21 protein-coding genes and 1 pseudogene are annotated in these 17,761 nt (G+C 44.7%); 11 read left to right on the top strand and 11 right to left on the bottom strand.

Annotated elements, in window-relative coordinates; translation table 11 throughout:
- Nucleotides 1-31: 31 nt before the first annotated feature.
- On the top strand, nt 32-157 hold the full coding sequence (gene yhfH / locus L0M13_RS05580; RefSeq protein WP_235198667.1) for a protein YhfH: 126 nt from the start codon (nt 32-34) through the stop codon (nt 155-157).
- A gap of 116 nt (nt 158-273) precedes the next feature.
- Here the strand turns inward: yhfH and L0M13_RS05575 are convergent, their stop codons facing one another.
- The 7 genes from L0M13_RS05575 to hemE are packed head-to-tail and all read right to left on the bottom strand — an operon-like array spanning nt 274 to nt 4,218.
- Nucleotides 274-747, bottom strand: a complete 474-nt coding sequence (locus tag L0M13_RS05575) for a FixH family protein (RefSeq protein WP_235198666.1) — start codon at nt 745-747, stop codon at nt 274-276.
- Nucleotides 748-763: 16 nt separating this feature from the next.
- The gene (locus tag L0M13_RS18490; protein WP_311195632.1) at nt 764-946 is read right to left on the bottom strand and encodes a hypothetical protein; all 183 of its coding nucleotides are present in this window, start codon (nt 944-946) and stop codon (nt 764-766) included.
- Nucleotides 947-950: 4 nt separating this feature from the next.
- Nucleotides 951-1,763 (bottom strand): protoporphyrinogen oxidase, encoded by an 813-nt coding sequence (hemG, locus tag L0M13_RS18485; RefSeq protein ID WP_311195631.1) that lies wholly within the window; start codon nt 1,761-1,763, stop codon nt 951-953.
- 7 nt (nt 1,764-1,770) lie between these two features.
- On the bottom strand, nt 1,771-2,007 hold the full coding sequence (locus tag L0M13_RS18480) for a hypothetical protein (RefSeq protein ID WP_311195660.1): 237 nt from the start codon (nt 2,005-2,007) through the stop codon (nt 1,771-1,773).
- A gap of 13 nt (nt 2,008-2,020) precedes the next feature.
- Nucleotides 2,021-2,185, bottom strand: coding sequence for an FAD-dependent oxidoreductase (locus tag L0M13_RS18475; protein ID WP_311195630.1), 165 nt, complete (start codon nt 2,183-2,185; stop codon nt 2,021-2,023).
- Between the two features lie 27 nt (nt 2,186-2,212).
- A complete protein-coding gene (gene hemH / locus L0M13_RS05565) occupies nt 2,213-3,127 on the bottom strand; it encodes a ferrochelatase (RefSeq protein ID WP_235199271.1) in 915 nt (304 codons plus the stop codon).
- A 44-nt stretch (nt 3,128-3,171) separates the two neighbouring features.
- A complete protein-coding gene (gene hemE / locus L0M13_RS05560) occupies nt 3,172-4,218 on the bottom strand; it encodes a uroporphyrinogen decarboxylase (protein ID WP_235198665.1) in 1,047 nt (348 codons plus the stop codon).
- 209 nt (nt 4,219-4,427) lie between these two features.
- Between hemE and L0M13_RS05555 the strand changes: the two genes are divergently transcribed.
- The 3 genes from L0M13_RS05555 (at nt 4,428) to L0M13_RS05545 (ending at nt 7,287) form a co-directional block, all read left to right on the top strand.
- On the top strand, nt 4,428-4,937 hold the full coding sequence (locus L0M13_RS05555) for an antibiotic biosynthesis monooxygenase family protein (protein ID WP_235198664.1): 510 nt from the start codon (nt 4,428-4,430) through the stop codon (nt 4,935-4,937).
- 58 nt (nt 4,938-4,995) lie between these two features.
- The gene (locus L0M13_RS05550; RefSeq protein WP_235198663.1) at nt 4,996-5,991 is read left to right on the top strand and encodes a sodium:calcium antiporter; all 996 of its coding nucleotides are present in this window, start codon (nt 4,996-4,998) and stop codon (nt 5,989-5,991) included.
- Nucleotides 5,992-6,132: 141 nt separating this feature from the next.
- Entirely contained in the window at nt 6,133-7,287 is a 1,155-nt protein-coding gene (locus L0M13_RS05545) for a M20 family metallopeptidase (protein WP_235198662.1), read from the top strand.
- A gap of 53 nt (nt 7,288-7,340) precedes the next feature.
- Here L0M13_RS05545 and L0M13_RS05540 read toward each other — a convergent pair whose 3' ends face one another.
- Both L0M13_RS05540 and L0M13_RS05535 read right to left on the bottom strand, forming a co-directional pair.
- Nucleotides 7,341-8,540 carry an ABC transporter permease gene (locus L0M13_RS05540; RefSeq protein ID WP_235198661.1) on the bottom strand — a complete coding sequence of 400 codons (1,200 nt, stop codon included), beginning with the start codon at nt 8,538-8,540 and terminating at the stop codon, nt 7,341-7,343.
- Entirely contained in the window at nt 8,524-9,273 is a 750-nt protein-coding gene (locus tag L0M13_RS05535; RefSeq protein ID WP_052652279.1) for an ABC transporter ATP-binding protein, read from the bottom strand. Before L0M13_RS05535 ends, L0M13_RS05540 begins: the two co-directional genes overlap by 17 nt.
- A gap of 104 nt (nt 9,274-9,377) precedes the next feature.
- Between L0M13_RS05535 and L0M13_RS05530 the strand changes: the two are divergent.
- From L0M13_RS05530 to L0M13_RS05500, 7 genes and pseudogenes are all read left to right on the top strand, one after another.
- Nucleotides 9,378-9,801, top strand: a pseudogene (locus L0M13_RS05530) (HIT family protein).
- Between the two features lie 115 nt (nt 9,802-9,916).
- Nucleotides 9,917-10,447, top strand: coding sequence for a tryptophan transporter (locus tag L0M13_RS05525; protein ID WP_235198660.1), 531 nt, complete (start codon nt 9,917-9,919; stop codon nt 10,445-10,447).
- A gap of 122 nt (nt 10,448-10,569) precedes the next feature.
- Nucleotides 10,570-10,989, top strand: coding sequence for a YtxH domain-containing protein (locus L0M13_RS05520; protein ID WP_235198659.1), 420 nt, complete (start codon nt 10,570-10,572; stop codon nt 10,987-10,989).
- A 464-nt stretch (nt 10,990-11,453) separates the two neighbouring features.
- Nucleotides 11,454-12,014, top strand: a complete 561-nt coding sequence (locus L0M13_RS05515; RefSeq protein ID WP_235198658.1) for an HTH-type transcriptional regulator Hpr — start codon at nt 11,454-11,456, stop codon at nt 12,012-12,014.
- 106 nt (nt 12,015-12,120) lie between these two features.
- Nucleotides 12,121-12,666, top strand: a complete 546-nt coding sequence (locus L0M13_RS05510; RefSeq protein WP_235198657.1) for a DUF3267 domain-containing protein — start codon at nt 12,121-12,123, stop codon at nt 12,664-12,666.
- A 60-nt stretch (nt 12,667-12,726) separates the two neighbouring features.
- Entirely contained in the window at nt 12,727-12,912 is a 186-nt protein-coding gene (locus L0M13_RS05505; RefSeq protein WP_235198656.1) for a hypothetical protein, read from the top strand.
- A gap of 117 nt (nt 12,913-13,029) precedes the next feature.
- Nucleotides 13,030-13,944 (top strand): peptidylprolyl isomerase, encoded by a 915-nt coding sequence (locus L0M13_RS05500; RefSeq protein WP_235198655.1) that lies wholly within the window; start codon nt 13,030-13,032, stop codon nt 13,942-13,944.
- A 45-nt stretch (nt 13,945-13,989) separates the two neighbouring features.
- Here the strand turns inward: L0M13_RS05500 and yhaM are convergent, their stop codons facing one another.
- A complete protein-coding gene (yhaM, locus tag L0M13_RS05495) occupies nt 13,990-14,931 on the bottom strand; it encodes a 3'-5' exoribonuclease YhaM (protein ID WP_235198654.1) in 942 nt (313 codons plus the stop codon).
- Entirely contained in the window at nt 14,928-17,759 is a 2,832-nt protein-coding gene (locus L0M13_RS05490; protein ID WP_235198653.1) for an ATP-binding protein, read from the bottom strand. The genes yhaM and L0M13_RS05490 overlap by 4 nt, the downstream gene beginning before the upstream one ends.
- Nucleotides 17,760-17,761 lie beyond the last annotated feature (2 nt).

The following is a 17,761-nucleotide window of genomic DNA, read 5'->3' as shown; positions in this document are numbered from 1 at the left end:
TAACAGTACTATAACAAAGGAGCTGGAATGAATGATTGAGAACGTAGTCGAATTTTTCAAGAACTTGCCGCCGAAACAATGCGTAACATGTGGAGAAAAGATTGAAGAACAGCACGAATGCTACGGAAGCAAATGTGATTCCTGCAAAGAGTTATAGTACAGAAAAGCGGAAGCGGCTGGTCAGCTCCGACAGGCATAAGACAGAACAGCGAATGTAATAATGAATACACAAAAAAGGCAAGCGCCCATATCGGGTGCTTGCCTTTTGCTGGATCAATGGCCGGAATGTTCATCCATGTCCATCTTGTCCATTCCCTCAGAATCATCGCTGCTATCCGGAACGATAGAAGCTGGATCCGGATCGCCGACCGTGATTTCCTGTTTCGGCATCACGTGAAGGCGACGGGCTGTAGTATGGGCTTGCATATAATACAGGCCTTCTTCTTCAAAAACGGTTTCTGCTTCATAGATCCCGTCTTCTGTATGTTCAGCTTCAATCATTTCACTGTTGTCGCGGTCACCGGATTGCCAAACTTCATAGACGACTTCGTCTGCGTCTTCTACCGTTTCGCTTCCTTGTGTAACAGTCACAGATAATGTAACCTCTTCCGCCACTTCCACTTCCTGTGGTGTCGTGATTTCCACTTCTACAATTTGGGTCGAATCTCCGGCACCAGCTGAATCGTCATTCGATCCACAAGCTGCCAATAACAATATCGGCATGCCGAGCCATAATAATTTCTTCATGCTCTTACCTCCGCATTCATTTCTTCGACTGGAATCGCTTGATGGCTTCCAGCGCTGCTGCCTGCCCTTGCTGGGCGCAAGCGGGCATGCCGCCTCCTTCAAAAGAACTGCCAATCAATTGAACCATCGGGAATGCTTTTTTCAAGTCTTCCTTTGCTGCCTGGGTACGGGCCTCATGCCCTACCTGATATTGCGGCATTGCATTATTCCAGCGGAGTGACAATTGTAAAGTCAGGTTCCCCGGAAATCGGAATCGCTTTCCGCAAATCTTCCAGCACCATTCTTTCTATTTCCCGGTCTGACAAGTCGACTACTGCTTCATCCCCTGTCCGTCCGACAAATGCTTTGAAAAGCATCTTGCCAGCCGGAACATGGACTGGCCATTTTGTATGCATGGCCAAACATTTCGTGATGGTAAAATCACTGTTTCTGGAAACCACAAATCCCATGCCGTTTGCAGCAGAAGAATCGATGGCATCCCCCGAAAAGGCCACTGAAACAGTAGCCACTGAAGTCGATGGCATTTCTTTTAGATTTCCCAATAGCCCGGACGATTCAAATAAGGGCTGGATTTTTTCATGCGGAAGTGCAAAAATCACTTCATCTACTAAAAGATCCGAATCATTATTCAAATGGAGAAGCGCTTTGTCCTGCTCACGCCGAATCTTATCGACTTTCACGCCTTTGAGGATGGTGCAATCGGCTAAAGCCTTTTCTAAAGCATCAATCAATGTTTGCATGCCATTCTCGAATGTTTGAAAGATTCCTTCACTCGTTGTTGTAAAAGAGTCTGCATTTAGTGAATCGTCTTTTTTCACTCCCGCAATCAGACTGCGATGCTTTTGTTCGATTTGATAGAAAGCCGGAAACGTGGAAGCTAAGCTCATGCGGTCAATGTCTCCGCCGTACAGGCCGGAGAAAATCGGTTCGATTAAATTCTCCACCAATTCTTTTCCGAAACGGCGGCGCATGAATTTGCCAAGCGGCTGGTCAGCGGATTCGGCAGATCTCGGCATGACTAAGTCAGCCGCTGCCCGAAATTTCCCGCCTCCATGAAGATAAATGCGAAGCGATAAACGGTCCCCATTCCGTAGGCACACCCATAATGGACCCTTTCGGAATAGGATGCAATTGATCTTCCACCACGACAAAGCTTTCGCCTGCTCCACTGGCTATCAACTTATGTTCAATTCCTAACTCTTTAGCCAAATCATTGATATTTTCTGTGCGGGAAAGAAACGAGTCTGGCCCACGCTCAATTACAAAACCGTCTCTATGAAGCGTCTGGATTTTCCCCGCCTAAGCGATGCACCGCTTCAATAATTGTGAGATCCAACGAAATGCCTTGCTCTTTCGCTTGTTTTTGTAAATAGTATGCAGCAGACAGGCCCGAAATTCCTCCGCCCACGACTGCTGCTTTCAGCGTCCGCTCTGTCACGTTTCATATTCACTCCCGATTCAATTATTATTCTGCCAGTTTTTTCAAGACCACATCTGTAAGGCCATCGATGAACAATGGCTGGACATTCGGCATTTCTGGACGATGGTAAGTTGCGCCGATTTCATCGCATACCACTTTGCATTCATAATCATTGTCGAACAATACTTCTAAATGGTCCGCTACAAACCCTACTGGCGTGTAAACAAACGATGTATAGCCTTTTTGTTCGTATAATTCGCGAGTCAGATCCTGTACATCCGGTCCGATCCAAGGTTCTGGTGTTTGGCCGGCACTTTGCCAACCCACTTCCACATTTTCCACGCCTGCCGCTTCAGAAATCAAAGCTGCTGTTTCTTTCAATTGATCCGGATAAGGATCGCCATTTGCAATAATTTTCTCAGGCAATGAATGCGCAGAAACGATCAAGCAAGATTTTGCACGTTCTTCTTCTGACATTTCAGCGAAAGTTGCACTTACTTTTTCGCTCCAGTATTGGATGAATTTCGGTTCCGTGTACCAGCTTTCCACTGACACTAACTCAATTCCCGCTTTTTCAGCAGCTTCTGCTGCACGGCCATTATACGACTTGACAGAGAATGTTGAGAAATGAGGTGCGAGTACAATCGATACCGCTTCTTTGATGCCGTCGCGTGCCATTGCCGCTACTCCATCTTCCACGAATGGTTCAATATGTTTTAATCCAAGGTATACTTTAAAGTCGATTTCATCCTGCACTTCGTTCAAGCGTGCGCCTAAAGCATCTGCTTGGTCTTGTGTGATTTTCGCAAGCGGAGACAATCCTCCGATTGCTTTATAGCGGCTGCGCAAATCTTCCAAGCTTTCTTCGCTTGGTTTGCGGCCATGGCGAATATGCGTGTAATAACGCTCAATATCCGCTTCTTCGTATGGTGTACCATAAGCCATAACCAATAATCCCATTGTCTTTTTCAATTTAATCACCTCATAAGAAATTTTTGCTTCAATTAATTATTTGCTTTATAGGCAGCACTGTACTCATGCACAAATGCTGTTAAACGTTTCAAAGTATCCGGCTGTACTTCCGGGAATACGCCGTGGCCTAGGTTGAAGATATGGCCGTCTTGCTGCAAGCCCATATCCAAAATCTTTTTAGCGCGCTCTTCAATTACCGGCCAATCAGCCAGCAAGAATGAAGGGTCGAAGTTTCCTTGCAAAGTTTTCGTCAATCCCATTGCACGTGCTTCAGAAATCGGCAATCTCCAATCGAGGCCGACCACATCTACTGGCAGGTCGTGCCATTCTTTCGCCAAGTGGCTCGCACCAACGCCAAAAATCGTCAAAGGTACGCCTTCTGTCCGAAGTTCTGCAAAAATCCGATCCATGACCGGCTTAATGAAAATGCGGTAATCTTCTACATTCAAAGCCCCTACCCATGAATCGAAAATTTGAACAGCTTTTGCTCCTGCTTTTACTTGCGCTTTTACGTAAGGGATGATGGTATCTGCCAATTTATCCATTAACGCAAACCACATTTCAGGCTCAGATGCCATCATCGCTTTTGTTTTGTTATAGCTTTTCGATGGTCCGCCTTCAATCATATAGCTCGCTAAAGTAAATGGTGCGCCTGAAAAGCCGATAAGCGGTACATTCAATTGTTCTTGCGTCAAAATACGGATGGTCTCAAGAACGAAATCGACGTCCTGCTCCGGGTTAATTTCGCCGAGGCGCTGAATATCTGCCATTGTACGGATCGGGTTATCGATAACCGGACCAACTCCAGCTTTGATTTCAACGTCTACGCCGATTGCCGGCAGCGGCGTCACGATGTCTTTATAAAGAATCGCTGCATCCACATTGTATTGATCGACAGGAAGCTTTGTCACATAAGCGCAAAGCTCTGGCTGATGCGTAATTTGTTCAAGTGAGTATTTCTCTTTAATCTTGCGGTATTCCGGCTGTGAACGGCCAGCTTGGCGCATATACCATACCGGTGTATGTTCCGTTTTTTCTCCGCGGGCAGCTCTTAAGTACGTGTCGTTAAATGCTGTCATGTTTTTATTCATCCCTTCAATCTTATCTTCCACTGCGTTCTATTTCATTATCCGTATTTACTATAGACGCTCCGCTTCCTATTGTATAGATTCCTTAAGGAAATGTCATAAATTAGACTCTTCTCGCTTCACAGCTTGTACATAAAGCGTTTTATGTTTTTAGATAAGGGAAGAATAAGATTAGAATATAGAATGAGGAGGTATTTTGGATGAATTTATTTATGACCACAGGAACGTATGAATTCATGAAGAACATGAGAGAAAAGCACCCGCAGGAAACAATGGTGCTGATGCAAGGGGAGAATACGACTTTGCTGCTCCATGAAACGGAAGGGAGAACTATTTTCCAGACGCCGCGGCGTTATGAAGTAGTCGATGGAACCGGTACATTTAAAGAAAAAGGCTTTTTCGTTATGAACCATATTCCGGTAACGGATGAAGGCCGTCCAATTTTTGAACATCGTTTTAAAAACCGGGCTGGCGCAATCGAAAATGAACCCGGCTATGTCGCATTCCGCGTGCTGCGTCCTACCGATTCGGATACGTACGTCGTGTTGACGGAATGGGAGTCTCCTGCTTTCTTTGAAAAATGGAAAGAATCCCAAGCTTTTTCAAAAGCGCATGATAAACCGGCGGATGCTCCGGCTGAAAAACGGCAGAATATCTTTTCGGGCTCTTCCTATATCAAAACCTACAAAGCAAAGCCACAAGACGATTAATCAAGTGAGCCTCATTTTTTGAGGCTCTCCACATACATACATGACTGGAGGAAACTAAATGGTTTTTGTTTACTTTGTCTTAGCTGCAATTGTGACCGTAATCGCTTCGATCAAATTATCGCAATACGCAGATGTCATCAGCGAGAAAACTGCGATGGGCGGAATGATGGTAGGTACTTTGCTTCTTGCAGGAGCGACTTCCCTTCCTGAAGTTTCGACAAGCTTTTCTGCTGCAGCCATCGGCAATGCCGACATCGCAGTCGGCAATATGATCGGCTCCAATTTATTTAATTTATTTATCCTGGCATCTTTTGATTTCCTGCTGCGCCGCAGACGGATTTTGGAACGAGCCAGCAAAGACCATTTGTATACGGCATTTCTCGGCTTGTTACTGACTGTACTCGTCATTCTTTCTTTATGGCTGCGAATCGATATTTCCTTCCTCGGAATCGGGTTGGATGCATTAATTATCGCCATCGCTTATATTGTCGGTATGGTCGTCATCAATAAGCTTCAATCACAAGATGCTTCTATAGAAGAAGCGGCAGTTTCAGAACAAGAGCCGAATAACCCAAGCGGCGACTTATCGGCAAAAGCCGCTGTTATCCGATTCATCCTTGCCGCCTTGGTCGTTCTTGGAACCGGTACTGCCCTTTCAATCACAGGAGATGAAATTGCGGTCATTACCGGAATCGGCTCCAGCTTTATCGGCAGTTTTCTGATTGCCGCCACCACTTCATTGCCGGAAGCCATTTCTGTATTCGTCGCGTTGCGGTTGAATAATGTCAATATGGCAGTCGGCGCAATTTTGGGAAGCAATATTTTCAACATGATTATTTTAGCGATTTCCGATCCCGTGTATACAGCAGGCCCTATCCTATCAGCAGTTTCCGGGGCGCATATGATTATCGCACTCGGTGTATTGGCTATGTCACTTTTGACCATTTACGCTTTGACTCAGAAGAAAACATTGTCCAGCACGGTTTATTCGGTTCCTTCTATCTTAATGGTGATCATTTACTTTGTGGCCACCTTCCTGAATTTCAACTATTAAAGAGAGAGCCTTATGCTCTCTCTTTTTCCGTTCAGTACAACTTTAGATTGCCGGTCTTCCTTATATTCCCATCCATTCTGTCTGATTTAATATGCTATGATTATAGTAGAACAATTTCGACTATTGAAGGGAGATCCAGAAATGCTTGAAAAACTATATAAACAACTAGAAGAACGCTATCCAGAAATGGTGGAGATCCGCCGCTATTTGCATATGAATCCGGAACCTTCCTTCCACGAATCCAAAACCGCTGCCTATATCCGCAATTATTATGAACAATTAGGGATCGAAGTAAAACACGGAGTTGGCGGCAACGGCGTAGTAGCCACCATTCGAGGTGCAAAACCTGGAAAAACTGTGGCTTTGCGCGCAGATTTTGATGCCCTGCCCATTCAGGATTTGAAAGAAAACGTCCCTTATAAATCACAAGTGCCGGGTGTAATGCATGCCTGCGGCCACGATGGCCATACGGCAACTTTATTGGTTCTTGGAAAAACACTCCATGAAATGCGCAACGAACTGAAAGGCACTTATCGATTAATTCATCAGCATGCGGAAGAGCTCGCTCCAGGAGGCGCGAAACCGATGATTGAAGCGGGTGTTTTAGAAGGCGTCGATGTCATTTTTGGTACACATCTCTGGTCAACGACCCCGTACGGCCGAATCGACTACCGAATCGGGCCCGTTATGGCAGCAGCGGATAGCTTCACGATAAAAGTACAAGGCCGCGGCGGCCATGGCGCGATGCCGCATGAAACAAAAGATGCCGTGGTCATTGGCTCACAAATCGTCAACAACCTCCAACAGCTTGTGGCTCGCCGTGTGGATCCGCTTGAGTCGGCAGTCTTATCCGTCACTTCATTTGTAGCGGAAAATCCTTATAATATCATCGCAGACCATGCTGTCCTTTCCGGAACGGTGCGGACCTTTACGGAAGAAACACGATTGCTGATGGAAAAAGAGATGCAGCGCGTGGTGGATGGAACGAATATCGCCACCGATAGCCATAGTGATTTCACTTTTTCTAGAGGCTATCCTGCTGTCGTCAACCACGAAGCAGAGACGATGTATGTAAAGAAAATCGCTGAAGCCGTTCCAGGAGTCAATGAAGTCTATAATTGCCCTCCGCAAATGGGAGGCGAAGATTTCGCTTATTACCTGCAGGAAATTCCCGGCACCTTTTTCTTTACCGGCGCGATGCCGGACGGCGCTGTCTACCCGCATCATCATCCGAAATTCGATTTTAAAGAAGAAGCAATGCTTTTGGCTGCTAAAACGTTAGGTCAGCCGCGTTGAATTTCCACGAATAAAAAAGGGTTGTCCCAAAAATTCTGGGACAACCCTTTTTTTCATTTTTTCTTCTTCGCAAAAGCTAAAGTGATAGAGGAAACAACTAGAACTGCAGCAAATGCGATCAACGCTACGATAAATTCTCCTGCTATCAGCAAAACGACAGCTACAACCACCGCTTGGATGCTTTGAAGAATCAACACCAGTTTTCCGACCGCCTGCTCTCGGCTGAATGCCGTCAATGGGAATAAATTATCCATGCGGAAATGCTGTTTCTGATTTAAGCCCTGCCAAATTTGGATACTGGAAGCAAAGGCTAAGGCAGCGATAAAAATGGCAATGGCCGTTGGAAACGGGATCAGCCAAGCCCCTGCCATCGAAATGGCCGTCAAGCGAAGCCATAAATAGAACAATTCATCCGACCGGATAAAAGTCCGTAAAATCAAATAGAAATGCGCGTTTTGCGGACCATTTTTAACCAAACGGTAAATCCAGTTTAGCCAAGCCCGCTCTTTCACTTTTCCTTTGATATGTGGGACGTCCGTAAAGTAATTCGCAAATTGATAGAACCGCAGCATCCGGTTTTCTTCAAGCCGGATGAAATGCTCGTAAGGAAAAGCTTTTCGAGTCGCTTGCCCCTTCACCCATCTGCCGTAGACAATCATGGCAAACAAAAATAATACGGCAATCAGCAAATTGCCGATTACGTAAAAATAGACAAAGAACAGCACGAAAACAAAACGGACCAGCCGGTCAAGCCAGGCGTCTCTTCCCGCTTTTGCTTTACGGAACGAAAATTCAGTTTGGATGTTCCACCATTTTATCAGCAAAAGCAATATCGGCAATCCGATCAATAAAGACGACGGCAAACCGTATAACGCATTGACCATCGGCAATGACACGATAAACGCAATCACCGGCAAATACAATTGCGAGAAAAACGACCATTTCAGCGCCGGTTTTAAAAATTCGTCCAGTTTGCTTTCAAGCGGCAAAAAGTACACCATATCCGCTTCCTTCAATAGAGTCGAAGGTGCACTGAATGCCAGTAATAAGGCAAAAACAAATGCCATGAGCCATGCACCGGGGAAATCCGGCGGCACGTTCTGCACCCATTCGCTATAGGCGTAGCCAGCCGCGCCGATGGCAAAAAGAAGCACAACTGCGATATGGCCCGTGAAAATATATTTTAAATAATTTTGGACTTCCCGCATGTATTTTTGAAGCCGGTTATCCCATACCTCATGCAAGTTCTTCATTGACAGCATCCTCAGTCATCGCAATATATAAATCATCTAGTGAAGCATCCGGCATATCAAATGCTTTCCGCAGATCCTTCATGGTTCCAACCGCCCGAATGCGGCCATTGTGCAAGAGAATGATGCGGTCGCAATAGCGTTCAGCCGTAGATAGGATATGCGTCGACATGAGTACAGAAGCCCCTTTTTTCTTTTGCTTCTCCATTTGGTCGAGCAATGATTTGATGCCGAGCGGGTCAAGCCCGACAAACGGTTCGTCAATAATGTATAAGGCCGGGTCCACTAAGAACGCGCTCATGATCATGACTTTCTGGCGCATCCCTTTCGAGAAATGGGAAGGAAACCATTTCAAGCGTTTCTCCATCCGGAATTCCTTCAATAGTTCAGCTGAACGTTTTTCAAAACGGGCCGGTTCGATATTATAGGCCATGGCCGTCAGTTCCAAATGTTCGCGCAGCGTCAACTCTTCGTATAGAACCGGCGTTTCTGGGATATAGGAAAAGGATGAACGATAAGCATCCATATCTTCTTCAAACTTTTTGCCGTTCAAACGGATTTCTCCTGATTTTGGTTCCATCAAGCCGATGATATGCTTGATCGTCGTACTTTTCCCGGCTCCATTTAAGCCGATCAAGCCGACCAATTCCCCTTTATTAATCGAAAATGTCACATCTTGCAAAACGGGTTTGCGTGTATAGCCCCCGGTCAGCGACTGGACTTCCAAAATTGCCAATCTCAACACCTCTTTCTTTCCACTATTGTATCAAATCTCCTGAATGATTTCTTTTGAGAGAAATGAAATATGTTAAACTGATTAAAATGGAAAGGATGATGACAATGACAAATTGTATTTTCTGCAAAATTATTGCCGGAGAAATCCCGAGTGTGAAGGTTTATGAAGACGAGCATGTTTATGCTTTTATGGACATCATGCCGCTATCTAAAGGCCACACGCTCTTAATTCCAAAAACGCATCGTGAATTTGTATACGACATGACGCCGGAAGAAGCTTCGAACCTCTTCAGTGTCGCACCGAAAATTGCCGCAGCCATCAAAGAGACATTTGAACCGGAAGGCATGAACTTATTAAACAATAACGGCGCTAAAGCAGGCCAAAGCGTTTTCCATTTCCACCTCCACTTCATTCCCCGCTTACGGCGAGACGGACGGCTTCGGCGCAAAATGGATGACAAAAGAAAAAGAATTCACAACTGAACGGATTCAGGAACTAGCGGAACAGGTAAAGGAAAAATTGGCTTAAATGCTTGCTTTCGCACCTTATAAAGGATAGAATCAGAATAAGTTTTTTCGCCGGCGGCCACGAGGGCACGTGCGGGAAAAAGCAAAAAAAGAGTCGAGCTGAGGAGAGATGAGAAATGAATACGAAGAATTTAGTTTTAATGGCCTTATTGGTCAGTGTTGGGGCTGCGCTATATGTGATCATCCCAGGGTTTAGCGGAGGCATGAAACCCGATTTCATGTTGACGATGATGTTTATCGGAATCTTGTTATTCCCAAATGTTAAATCTGTATTTTTGCTTGCCGTAACTACTGGCGTGATTTCAGGACTGTTTTCAACTTTCCCAGGAGGATTTGTTCCAAATATCCTTGATAAATTCATTACGGCCTTTGTCTTTTTGGCATTTGTTCTAATCTTAAAGAAAATCGTGCAAAAATTGCCGGTAGCCATCGCCCTTTGTGCGGGAGGCACGGTATTGTCAGGAACCGTTTTCCTGTCATCTGCCATCTTCATCATCGGTGCAGATATTCCTTTCGGGATTCTCTTCACTACAGTGGTGCTGCCTGCAATGCTGCTGAACGGTGTCGCTTTCGCATTTATTTATCCGATTGTCCTTACTTTAGTAAGACGTTCGAAATTCGAAACAGCTGTCACTCAATCAGCATAATCCAAAGCTTTTCAAGGACATTCTCCTTGAAAAGCTTTTTTCATTGAATCCCCATTCACCTTTATGTTTTAATTAAGTAAAATAGAGGAAAAGAACGGTATAGATGAAAGGGGCGTTTGCCGATGAAAGCATCGACATTTTTTTTAGGGCTTGCAACAGGGTTAGCAGCCGGAGCTGCAGCCACATTATTTTCAACACCACAATCGGGGAAAGAACTTCGCACTTCTGTAAAAACAACATCTTCCGATTGGAAAGAGAAACTTGCAGATGTTAAAGAAAAAGTGAACGGGCTGAAAGAATCCATCGCCACATTATCGGCGGAAGCCAAAACGCAATTTCCAGCAGCAGCGGATGGCTTAAAAGCTTCAATGGAAAACTGGCAAGAAGGAACAGCTCCTGCCAAAGAACATTTACAACTAGAAATTTTGGCTATTCAAAATTCGATTGAGGAATTGCAGAATGCTATTACAAAAGATAAAAAAGACAATAAAGGAAAAAACGACAGCTCTGATCACGATTCAGATGATAGGGACGACAAGTGAAACTGCCATTTGGCAGTTTTTTTTTTATCCGGACATTGGTTGTCTGAAGGCCTCGACTTCCTATAAGCTTTTGAAACTCCCATTCCCCTGTTCGGTAAAGAACGTCGCTTCGGCTGGCTATCTTATGCCTTCAGAGCTTAGCGGGCACTTCCACTTTTTTATTGTTCAGTTCCAGTGCCCAGCTCTTCGGGTCATAAGCCAATCAGCCTGTCTTATGCCTGTCAGAGCTTGACAGGCACTTCTACTTTTCTATTGTCCAGTTCCAGTGCCCAGCTCTTCGGGTCATAAGCCAATCAGCCTGTGCGGCAAAGAACGCCGCTTTGGCTGCCTGTCTTATGCCTGTCAGAGCTTGACGGGCACTTCCACTTTTCTATTTGGAAATTTTTTTATTATTCACACTTTAATAAGGTTTGCTTTATTGCTATAATAAAGAAAAATCTTTCTGGGGGAAAGTTGGTGCTGAAATGAATGAACGCGAATACACGATGAAAGAGGCTATGTTGTTTAGCCAGCGCATCGGGCAATTATCGAAAGCCTTATGGAAAGCTGTTGAAAAAGATTGGCAATTGTGGATAAAACCTTATGACTTGAATATTAATGAACACCACATTTTATGGATTTCTTACCATTTAAAAGGGGCTTCTATTTCGGACGTTGCTAAATTTGGGGTTATGCATGTGTCCACCGCCTTTAACTTTTCAAAGAAATTAGAAGAACGTGAGCTTCTCGCTTTTTCAAAACGCGATACCGACAAACGCAATACATATGTCGAATTGACGCCAAAAGGCGAAGAACTGATGCAGGAGATGATCGAACGATACCATGACACTCCCCACTCCGTTATTGATGGTTCCTTGCCGATTCGGAATCTTTACGGGAAATTCCCGGAGTTTTTGGATATCATGGCCTTAATCCGCAATATTTACGGCGATGATTTCATGGAGATTTTTGAAGCTTCCTTTAAAAATATCGAGAACAAATTCAACGAAGAAAATCATGTGATTGAAGCAATTGAAAAGCAGTGAAAACGCTGTCTAAAATTTAATATGAATCTGTCTTGCTTTTATCGCTAAATCATTGTATTGTATGTATCGACTCAAAAGAGCAATCTACTTTTAGGAGATGCAAATAATGCATTGCTGGAAAACCATCAATTTAAAAAAACAATACGGACTCGATCGTGTTTATATGCTTTCTGCACTTATGGGGCTCGGTGTTTTCATGAGCTTTTACATTGTGTTGAACATCTTGTATTCTGATCCTTTGTCCGACCAGAATTTCTTCTTTTTCATCTTGGCGATTTTAGCCGTTTATCCGCTTCATAAGGCATTTCACTTTTTGCCTTTGGTCGGCTGCCGTAAATGCATCAAATTGGTTGTGAAAAAAAGCTTTAAGGTTTTCCCGATGTTTTCCTTGCATATTAAAGAACCTGTTTCCAAGAAACGTTTTTTATTCACTTTGCTGAGCCCGTTCTTATTGATCAATGCGATCATTATTATTCTTAGTATCTCAATGCCTGTATACAGCCATTATTTTGCCATGCTGCTCGCTTATCATTGCGGCTTGTGCTTAACGGACTTGATCTATCTCCGGAATCTGGCGCATTCACCAAAAGACGCTTTAATCGAGGAAACGGAAACCGGATATGAAATCTTGGTTCCGGAAGCAATAGTCTAATCCTGTTTTTTCCTCTCGTCTTTGTTATACTAATAGCTAAGTATAGAGGGGAGGAAATCCATGATAGTCGCATTTGTAGTAATGTTTTCCGTATTTTACTTGTTCCAGATCAACCGAATGACCTTAGCTCTTGTTACGTCTAGGGAAATTCCTGAAGAAAACCATCAGAAAATTTTCCGTACAATCAATATATTAATTACCATCTTATTGGTATCATTATATGTAGGCGTAGAATTTACTCCATAAGTTCATTTGCCCTAGGCATTTGGGCTTTTTCTTTTGATATAGAAACTTTTTGATTTTTAAAACGTTTATGTTATAGTAACTAACGGCATCAAGATAGAAAGTTGGGAGCGAATAATTATGAAGAAATCACTATTAACATTGTCTTTAGCCGCATCCGTTTTAGTATTAGGCGCATGCAGCGATAACGGTTCTGAAGGAGAAGTTGTTGTCTCTTCTAAAGTTGGCGATATCACAGAAAACGAGTTATACAATGAAATGAAAACTTCTGTCGGCGATCAAGCAGTTCAAGTCCTCATGATCGAAAAAGTACTTTCTGACAAGTACGAAGTGACGGACAAAGAAGTCGACGCAGAATACAAAAAATCTGAAGAGCAGCTAGGCGAAAGCTTTGAACAGTTCCTTCAGCAAAACAATCAAACAGAAGACAGCTACCGCAAAGTCATTCGTTTGAACCTATTGCAGGAAAAAGCATTGACTGACGGTGTAGACGTGACAGACGAAGAAATCCAAGCACAATATGAGCGCCAAGGAACTGAACTGAATGCGCGCCATATCCTTGTAGCAGATGAAGAAACAGCGAACAAAGTGAAAAAAGAATTGGATGAAGGCGGCGACTTCGCTAAATTAGCTGAAGAGTACTCAACAGATCCAGGATCTGCAGCAAACGGCGGCAGCCTTGACTGGTTCGGAACTGGCGCGATGGTTCCTGAATTTGAAGATGCGGCTTATGCTTTAGAAGTGGAAGAAATCAGTGCACCTGTTCAATCACAGCATGGTTTCCACATCATTCAAGTAATGGAAAAACGCCAAGTGGAAGATCAGCCTGCTCTTGAAGACCAAAAAGACCAAATCCGCAAAGAATTGGCTGTTGGAAAAGCAGACCAAGAAGCGTTGATCCCTAAAATTGCAAAAATGATGGAAGATGCAGACATTGATATCAAAGATGAAGACCTTAAAGGTGCCTTCGATGATATTATGAACGCTGAAGCTCCAACTGAAGAGGCTCCAACTGAAGAAACACCGGCTGAATAAGCCTATGAAGAAAGCCCTTTGCCTAGTCGGCAAAGGGCTTCTTTTTTATTCAATCGTCGGTTTATAGAACGAACGGTTATCGAGCGGAAAAAGGCGTTCTGTAAACTCGCCTGCTTTTGTCTTGCCGAGCGCCCGGTCGAGCATCATCATTTTCGCGTCGATATTATCGATATAATGCAGCATCTCCGCTTCTTTGATCATCGGTTTTTTCGGGCTCCCCCACTCTTCTTTGCCGTGATGGGAAAGGATCATATGCTGAAGCAATAGAACTTCTTCGCTGCTGATTTCCAACTCATCTGCTGTTTTGGAAATTTCCGTAACCATGATTGAGATATGGCCAAGCAAATTGCCTTCAAGTGTATAAGTCGTTGCAATCGGGCCAGACAACTCAAATACCTTGCCGACATCATGCAAAATGATTCCTGCATATAAAAGATCTTTGTTCAGGGATGGGTAAATTTCGCAAAGTGCTTTCCCCAGTTTCAGCATGGAAACCACATGATCCGCTAAACCGGACGCATAATCATGGTGATTTCTCGTAGCGGCAGGAAATGTCAAAAACGGCTGCTGGTATTTCTTTAAGATATGGCGTGTAATCCGCTGAATCTGCGGGTTTTCCATTTCAAATAAATACTGCATCACTTCTTCGAATAATTCATCCGTGCTTTTCTCGGAAGACGGCATCAAATCCGCTATGGACTGGTTTTCTTCCGGCTTTGCCGGACGGATGCTCTTAATCCGCAATTGGTTTTTGCCGCGGTAGTTGTGGATTTCCCCTCCTACTCGGACAATCGTCTCTGCTGCAAATAGCTTTTCATGTTCATCTTTTGTATCCCATAATTTCGCTTCAATGTCTCCGCTTTTATCTTGCAGCACTAAAGACATAAAGGGATTTCCGGTGGTCGTAACGCCTTTGACCGATTGCTTGATCAGCAAAAACTCATCGATGGTTTCGCCAACCGCTCGCTGTGTGATTCCTTTGCTCATGAATATACACTCCTTTCGATAGTAGCCACGTCTATTACATAAGCATCAGGCCAAACCTGCTGCATCATTTCATGACACGTAAAGTAGACGAACTGGTGGTCTTCTTGCAGCTCTGTTATTAAGTTTATCATTTGCTGGAGCCGCCGGCGATCAAAATGAACAAACGGATCATCCATGATGATCGGGAACGGATGGCTTTTGGCCATCGATACAGCCAGTGACAGCCGCAAGGACAGATACGCCTGTTCTTTTGTTGCTTGGCTCAGCTCTGCTATGTGGAATCGCATGCCGTCTTTTCGCACCGCTTCGAAATACCCTTCTTGCGTCATTTCCATTCCCGTATAGGAACCGGAAGTCAATTTCTCAAAATAAGCTTGTGCTTTTTGAATGGCAGCGGGCAAACTCTTTTCTTTTAATTCATCCATCGTCTGTTTAATCGCTTCTGTAATCGCTTTTCCTGCAGACCATCTTTTCGCCATGTCCGCCAATTCTTCTTTCTTTTCATTGAATAGCTGCAATTGAGTTTCGTAAGCTTCATCGGTCAACAACTGCTTCGTGAATTGTTGTTTTTCAGCCTGTTCACCCAAAAGAGCTCGCCGCTCTTCTTTCAGCCGCTGCAGATCTGATTCAAGCTTCTGGATATTCGACTCGCCCCAACGCTCTTCATCTGCTTTCGAGAAATTTCCAAGCGCTTGCAGCTGCGATTGAATCGGTGCCATTTCTTTTTCAATTTGCTCTTTCTTCAGCCACTCATCACCCAGTAAATAAAACTCATCCACGTTCTGTGCATTGGCTTCTGCCAGCAAGGCCTGTTGTTCTCCATCAATTTGCCGGTTGAGGGCATGGAGTTGTTCGAGTTCTTCTTGGACAGCTGCCGCCTTTTCCTGCATTTTTTCTACAGCCGCACGCTGCTCCTGCCGTTTGTTCATTTCTGCGCGCAACACGGCATACAATTCATCGGCTGGCACAGGCTGATCAAGCACGGTTTCCACATGAGCGAGCCAATCTGCCTGCTCCTTTTCAAGCGCTGCGATTTCCGCCTTCAACCGCTTCTCTTTTAGCGAAACAGCATGGATTTCCCGCAGTTTCTCAAAAAGGCCCAAGACCGTCGACCGGCTTGCATTTTGCGGCAGGCCTAAGTTTCGCAAGAAATGTTCATACGCTAAGCGCGCCTGTTCACTGCGGCTTTCATTGGAAAGTTTGCCGATAGAGCGCTTCGCCGCTTCTAGTTGCTCTATATAGCCATCCAATTTGCGGTCATAGCTGTCCAATTTAGCAATCAAAGCCGCATATTCCGTTTCTTTGCCGCCATAACGGCTTATTAAAGCCTCCTGTTCGGATTCAAGCGTTTCGGGCTTCCGGTTTTTCAGCATCAGCCAAAGCCCTCCTATGGCTGCTAAAAAGCCGATAACCGCCACAAGGTAATTCGATTGCCCTAAACCGATGATGAGTGTAAGCACTCCAATTCCCGTCATCGCGTAATTCACTGTCTGGCTGCTGGCGGATTTTTGTGCGTTTTTTGCTGCTTTCGCTTCAGCCACTTTATGGGCAATCGCTTGCCATTCTTCAGCCATTCTTCGATCGCTTTCACTAGGTTCATTCGCGAGGAAAATTTTCAGCTCTTTTTCGGTTTCGGCAAGCTTCGTTTTTTCTTCTGCCACTTTCCGGTCCGCGTAGCGATTTTCTTCTTCTTCCCTTTCGGCTTGCTGCACGAGCAGGATCAATTCTTCCTCCCGGCTCAAGGAAACGTCTGCTTGAAGCGCTATAGCTTCCTCTATTCCGATTAAGGAAAGAAGGCGTCTCCGGTCATCTTCCAAACGAATGGCTTCTTCCTGCTTTTGGCGAAGTACGGAACGCAATTGATGCCATTCCGATTCTCGCGCTAGCAAGGCATTCAAAGGTCCGATATCTGCGTGTCCGTTTTCTTGGACCGTCGTACGTTCCGCTTCTTTTTCAAGAAACGCTTTTCGCGCCTGTGCTTCAGACAAACGGTCCATTAACCGGTCCATCCGCCGCTGTCCATCGGAAGGGAATGCGGTTACAGTCATCGAGTCCAATTCGCTTTGAAGCATTCTTTCTTTTTCAATCAACGGTGCAGCCTGCCGCTGCTTTTCGATTTTCTTCATTTCCTCGCTTGCTTGATCTTCTTCTTCATTGATCAGAAGGAGGCGCTGCTCTATTTCACGAAGGCGTTCTAGATAAGGACTGTAAAGTTCGGAACGGCTTCGAAGCTCTTTCAGCTCCGCCTCCATCACACGGAGTTCTTCAACCAATTGATTGATTTCAGGGTTGCGCCCTGTTTTCTTAAAAATGCCGGCCATTTCTTTTTCCACGCGGTCTTCAAGTTTGCTAATGGCATCGATGCCGGTAGTCCCGGAAGCCAGTAAAGTTCGGCTCAATTCGTCTTCCGTCATTTTTTCCAAGCCTTGCAGTTCGTGGATGGAAAAAGAAAATACCGATTCAAAAGCCGACCGGTCGTAATCTCTCAAAAGCATTTTCAATTCAGCATCTGATCCGCGCGTGCCGTCTTCAAAATAGACGGTGACTTCTCCAGCCGCTTTGCCTTTTACTCTTTCAATAACGACTTTGCCGTAGATGGGGTCGGTGATATGCAATTGCCCGCCGTATTTCCCTCCTGCTTTCGGTTCATACCGCTGCAGGTTCTGTGTACGAAGCGGATAGCCGAATAAAGTCTGGACAATAAATTGCTGAATGGTCGTTTTGCCGGCTTCATTGGCTCCGTAAAAGAGGTTCATCCGGCCGTTCAATTCAATGCTTACATCCTGGTGTTTGCCAAATCCGTAAATGATGGCTTTTTCAATTTTCATCA

The organism is Planococcus sp. 107-1 (genome assembly GCF_021513255.1).
GTDB lineage: Bacteria > Bacillota > Bacilli > Bacillales_A > Planococcaceae > Planococcus.
The sequence above is the reverse complement of the archived record's forward strand: the minus strand, read 5'-3'. Positions and strand labels throughout refer to the sequence as shown.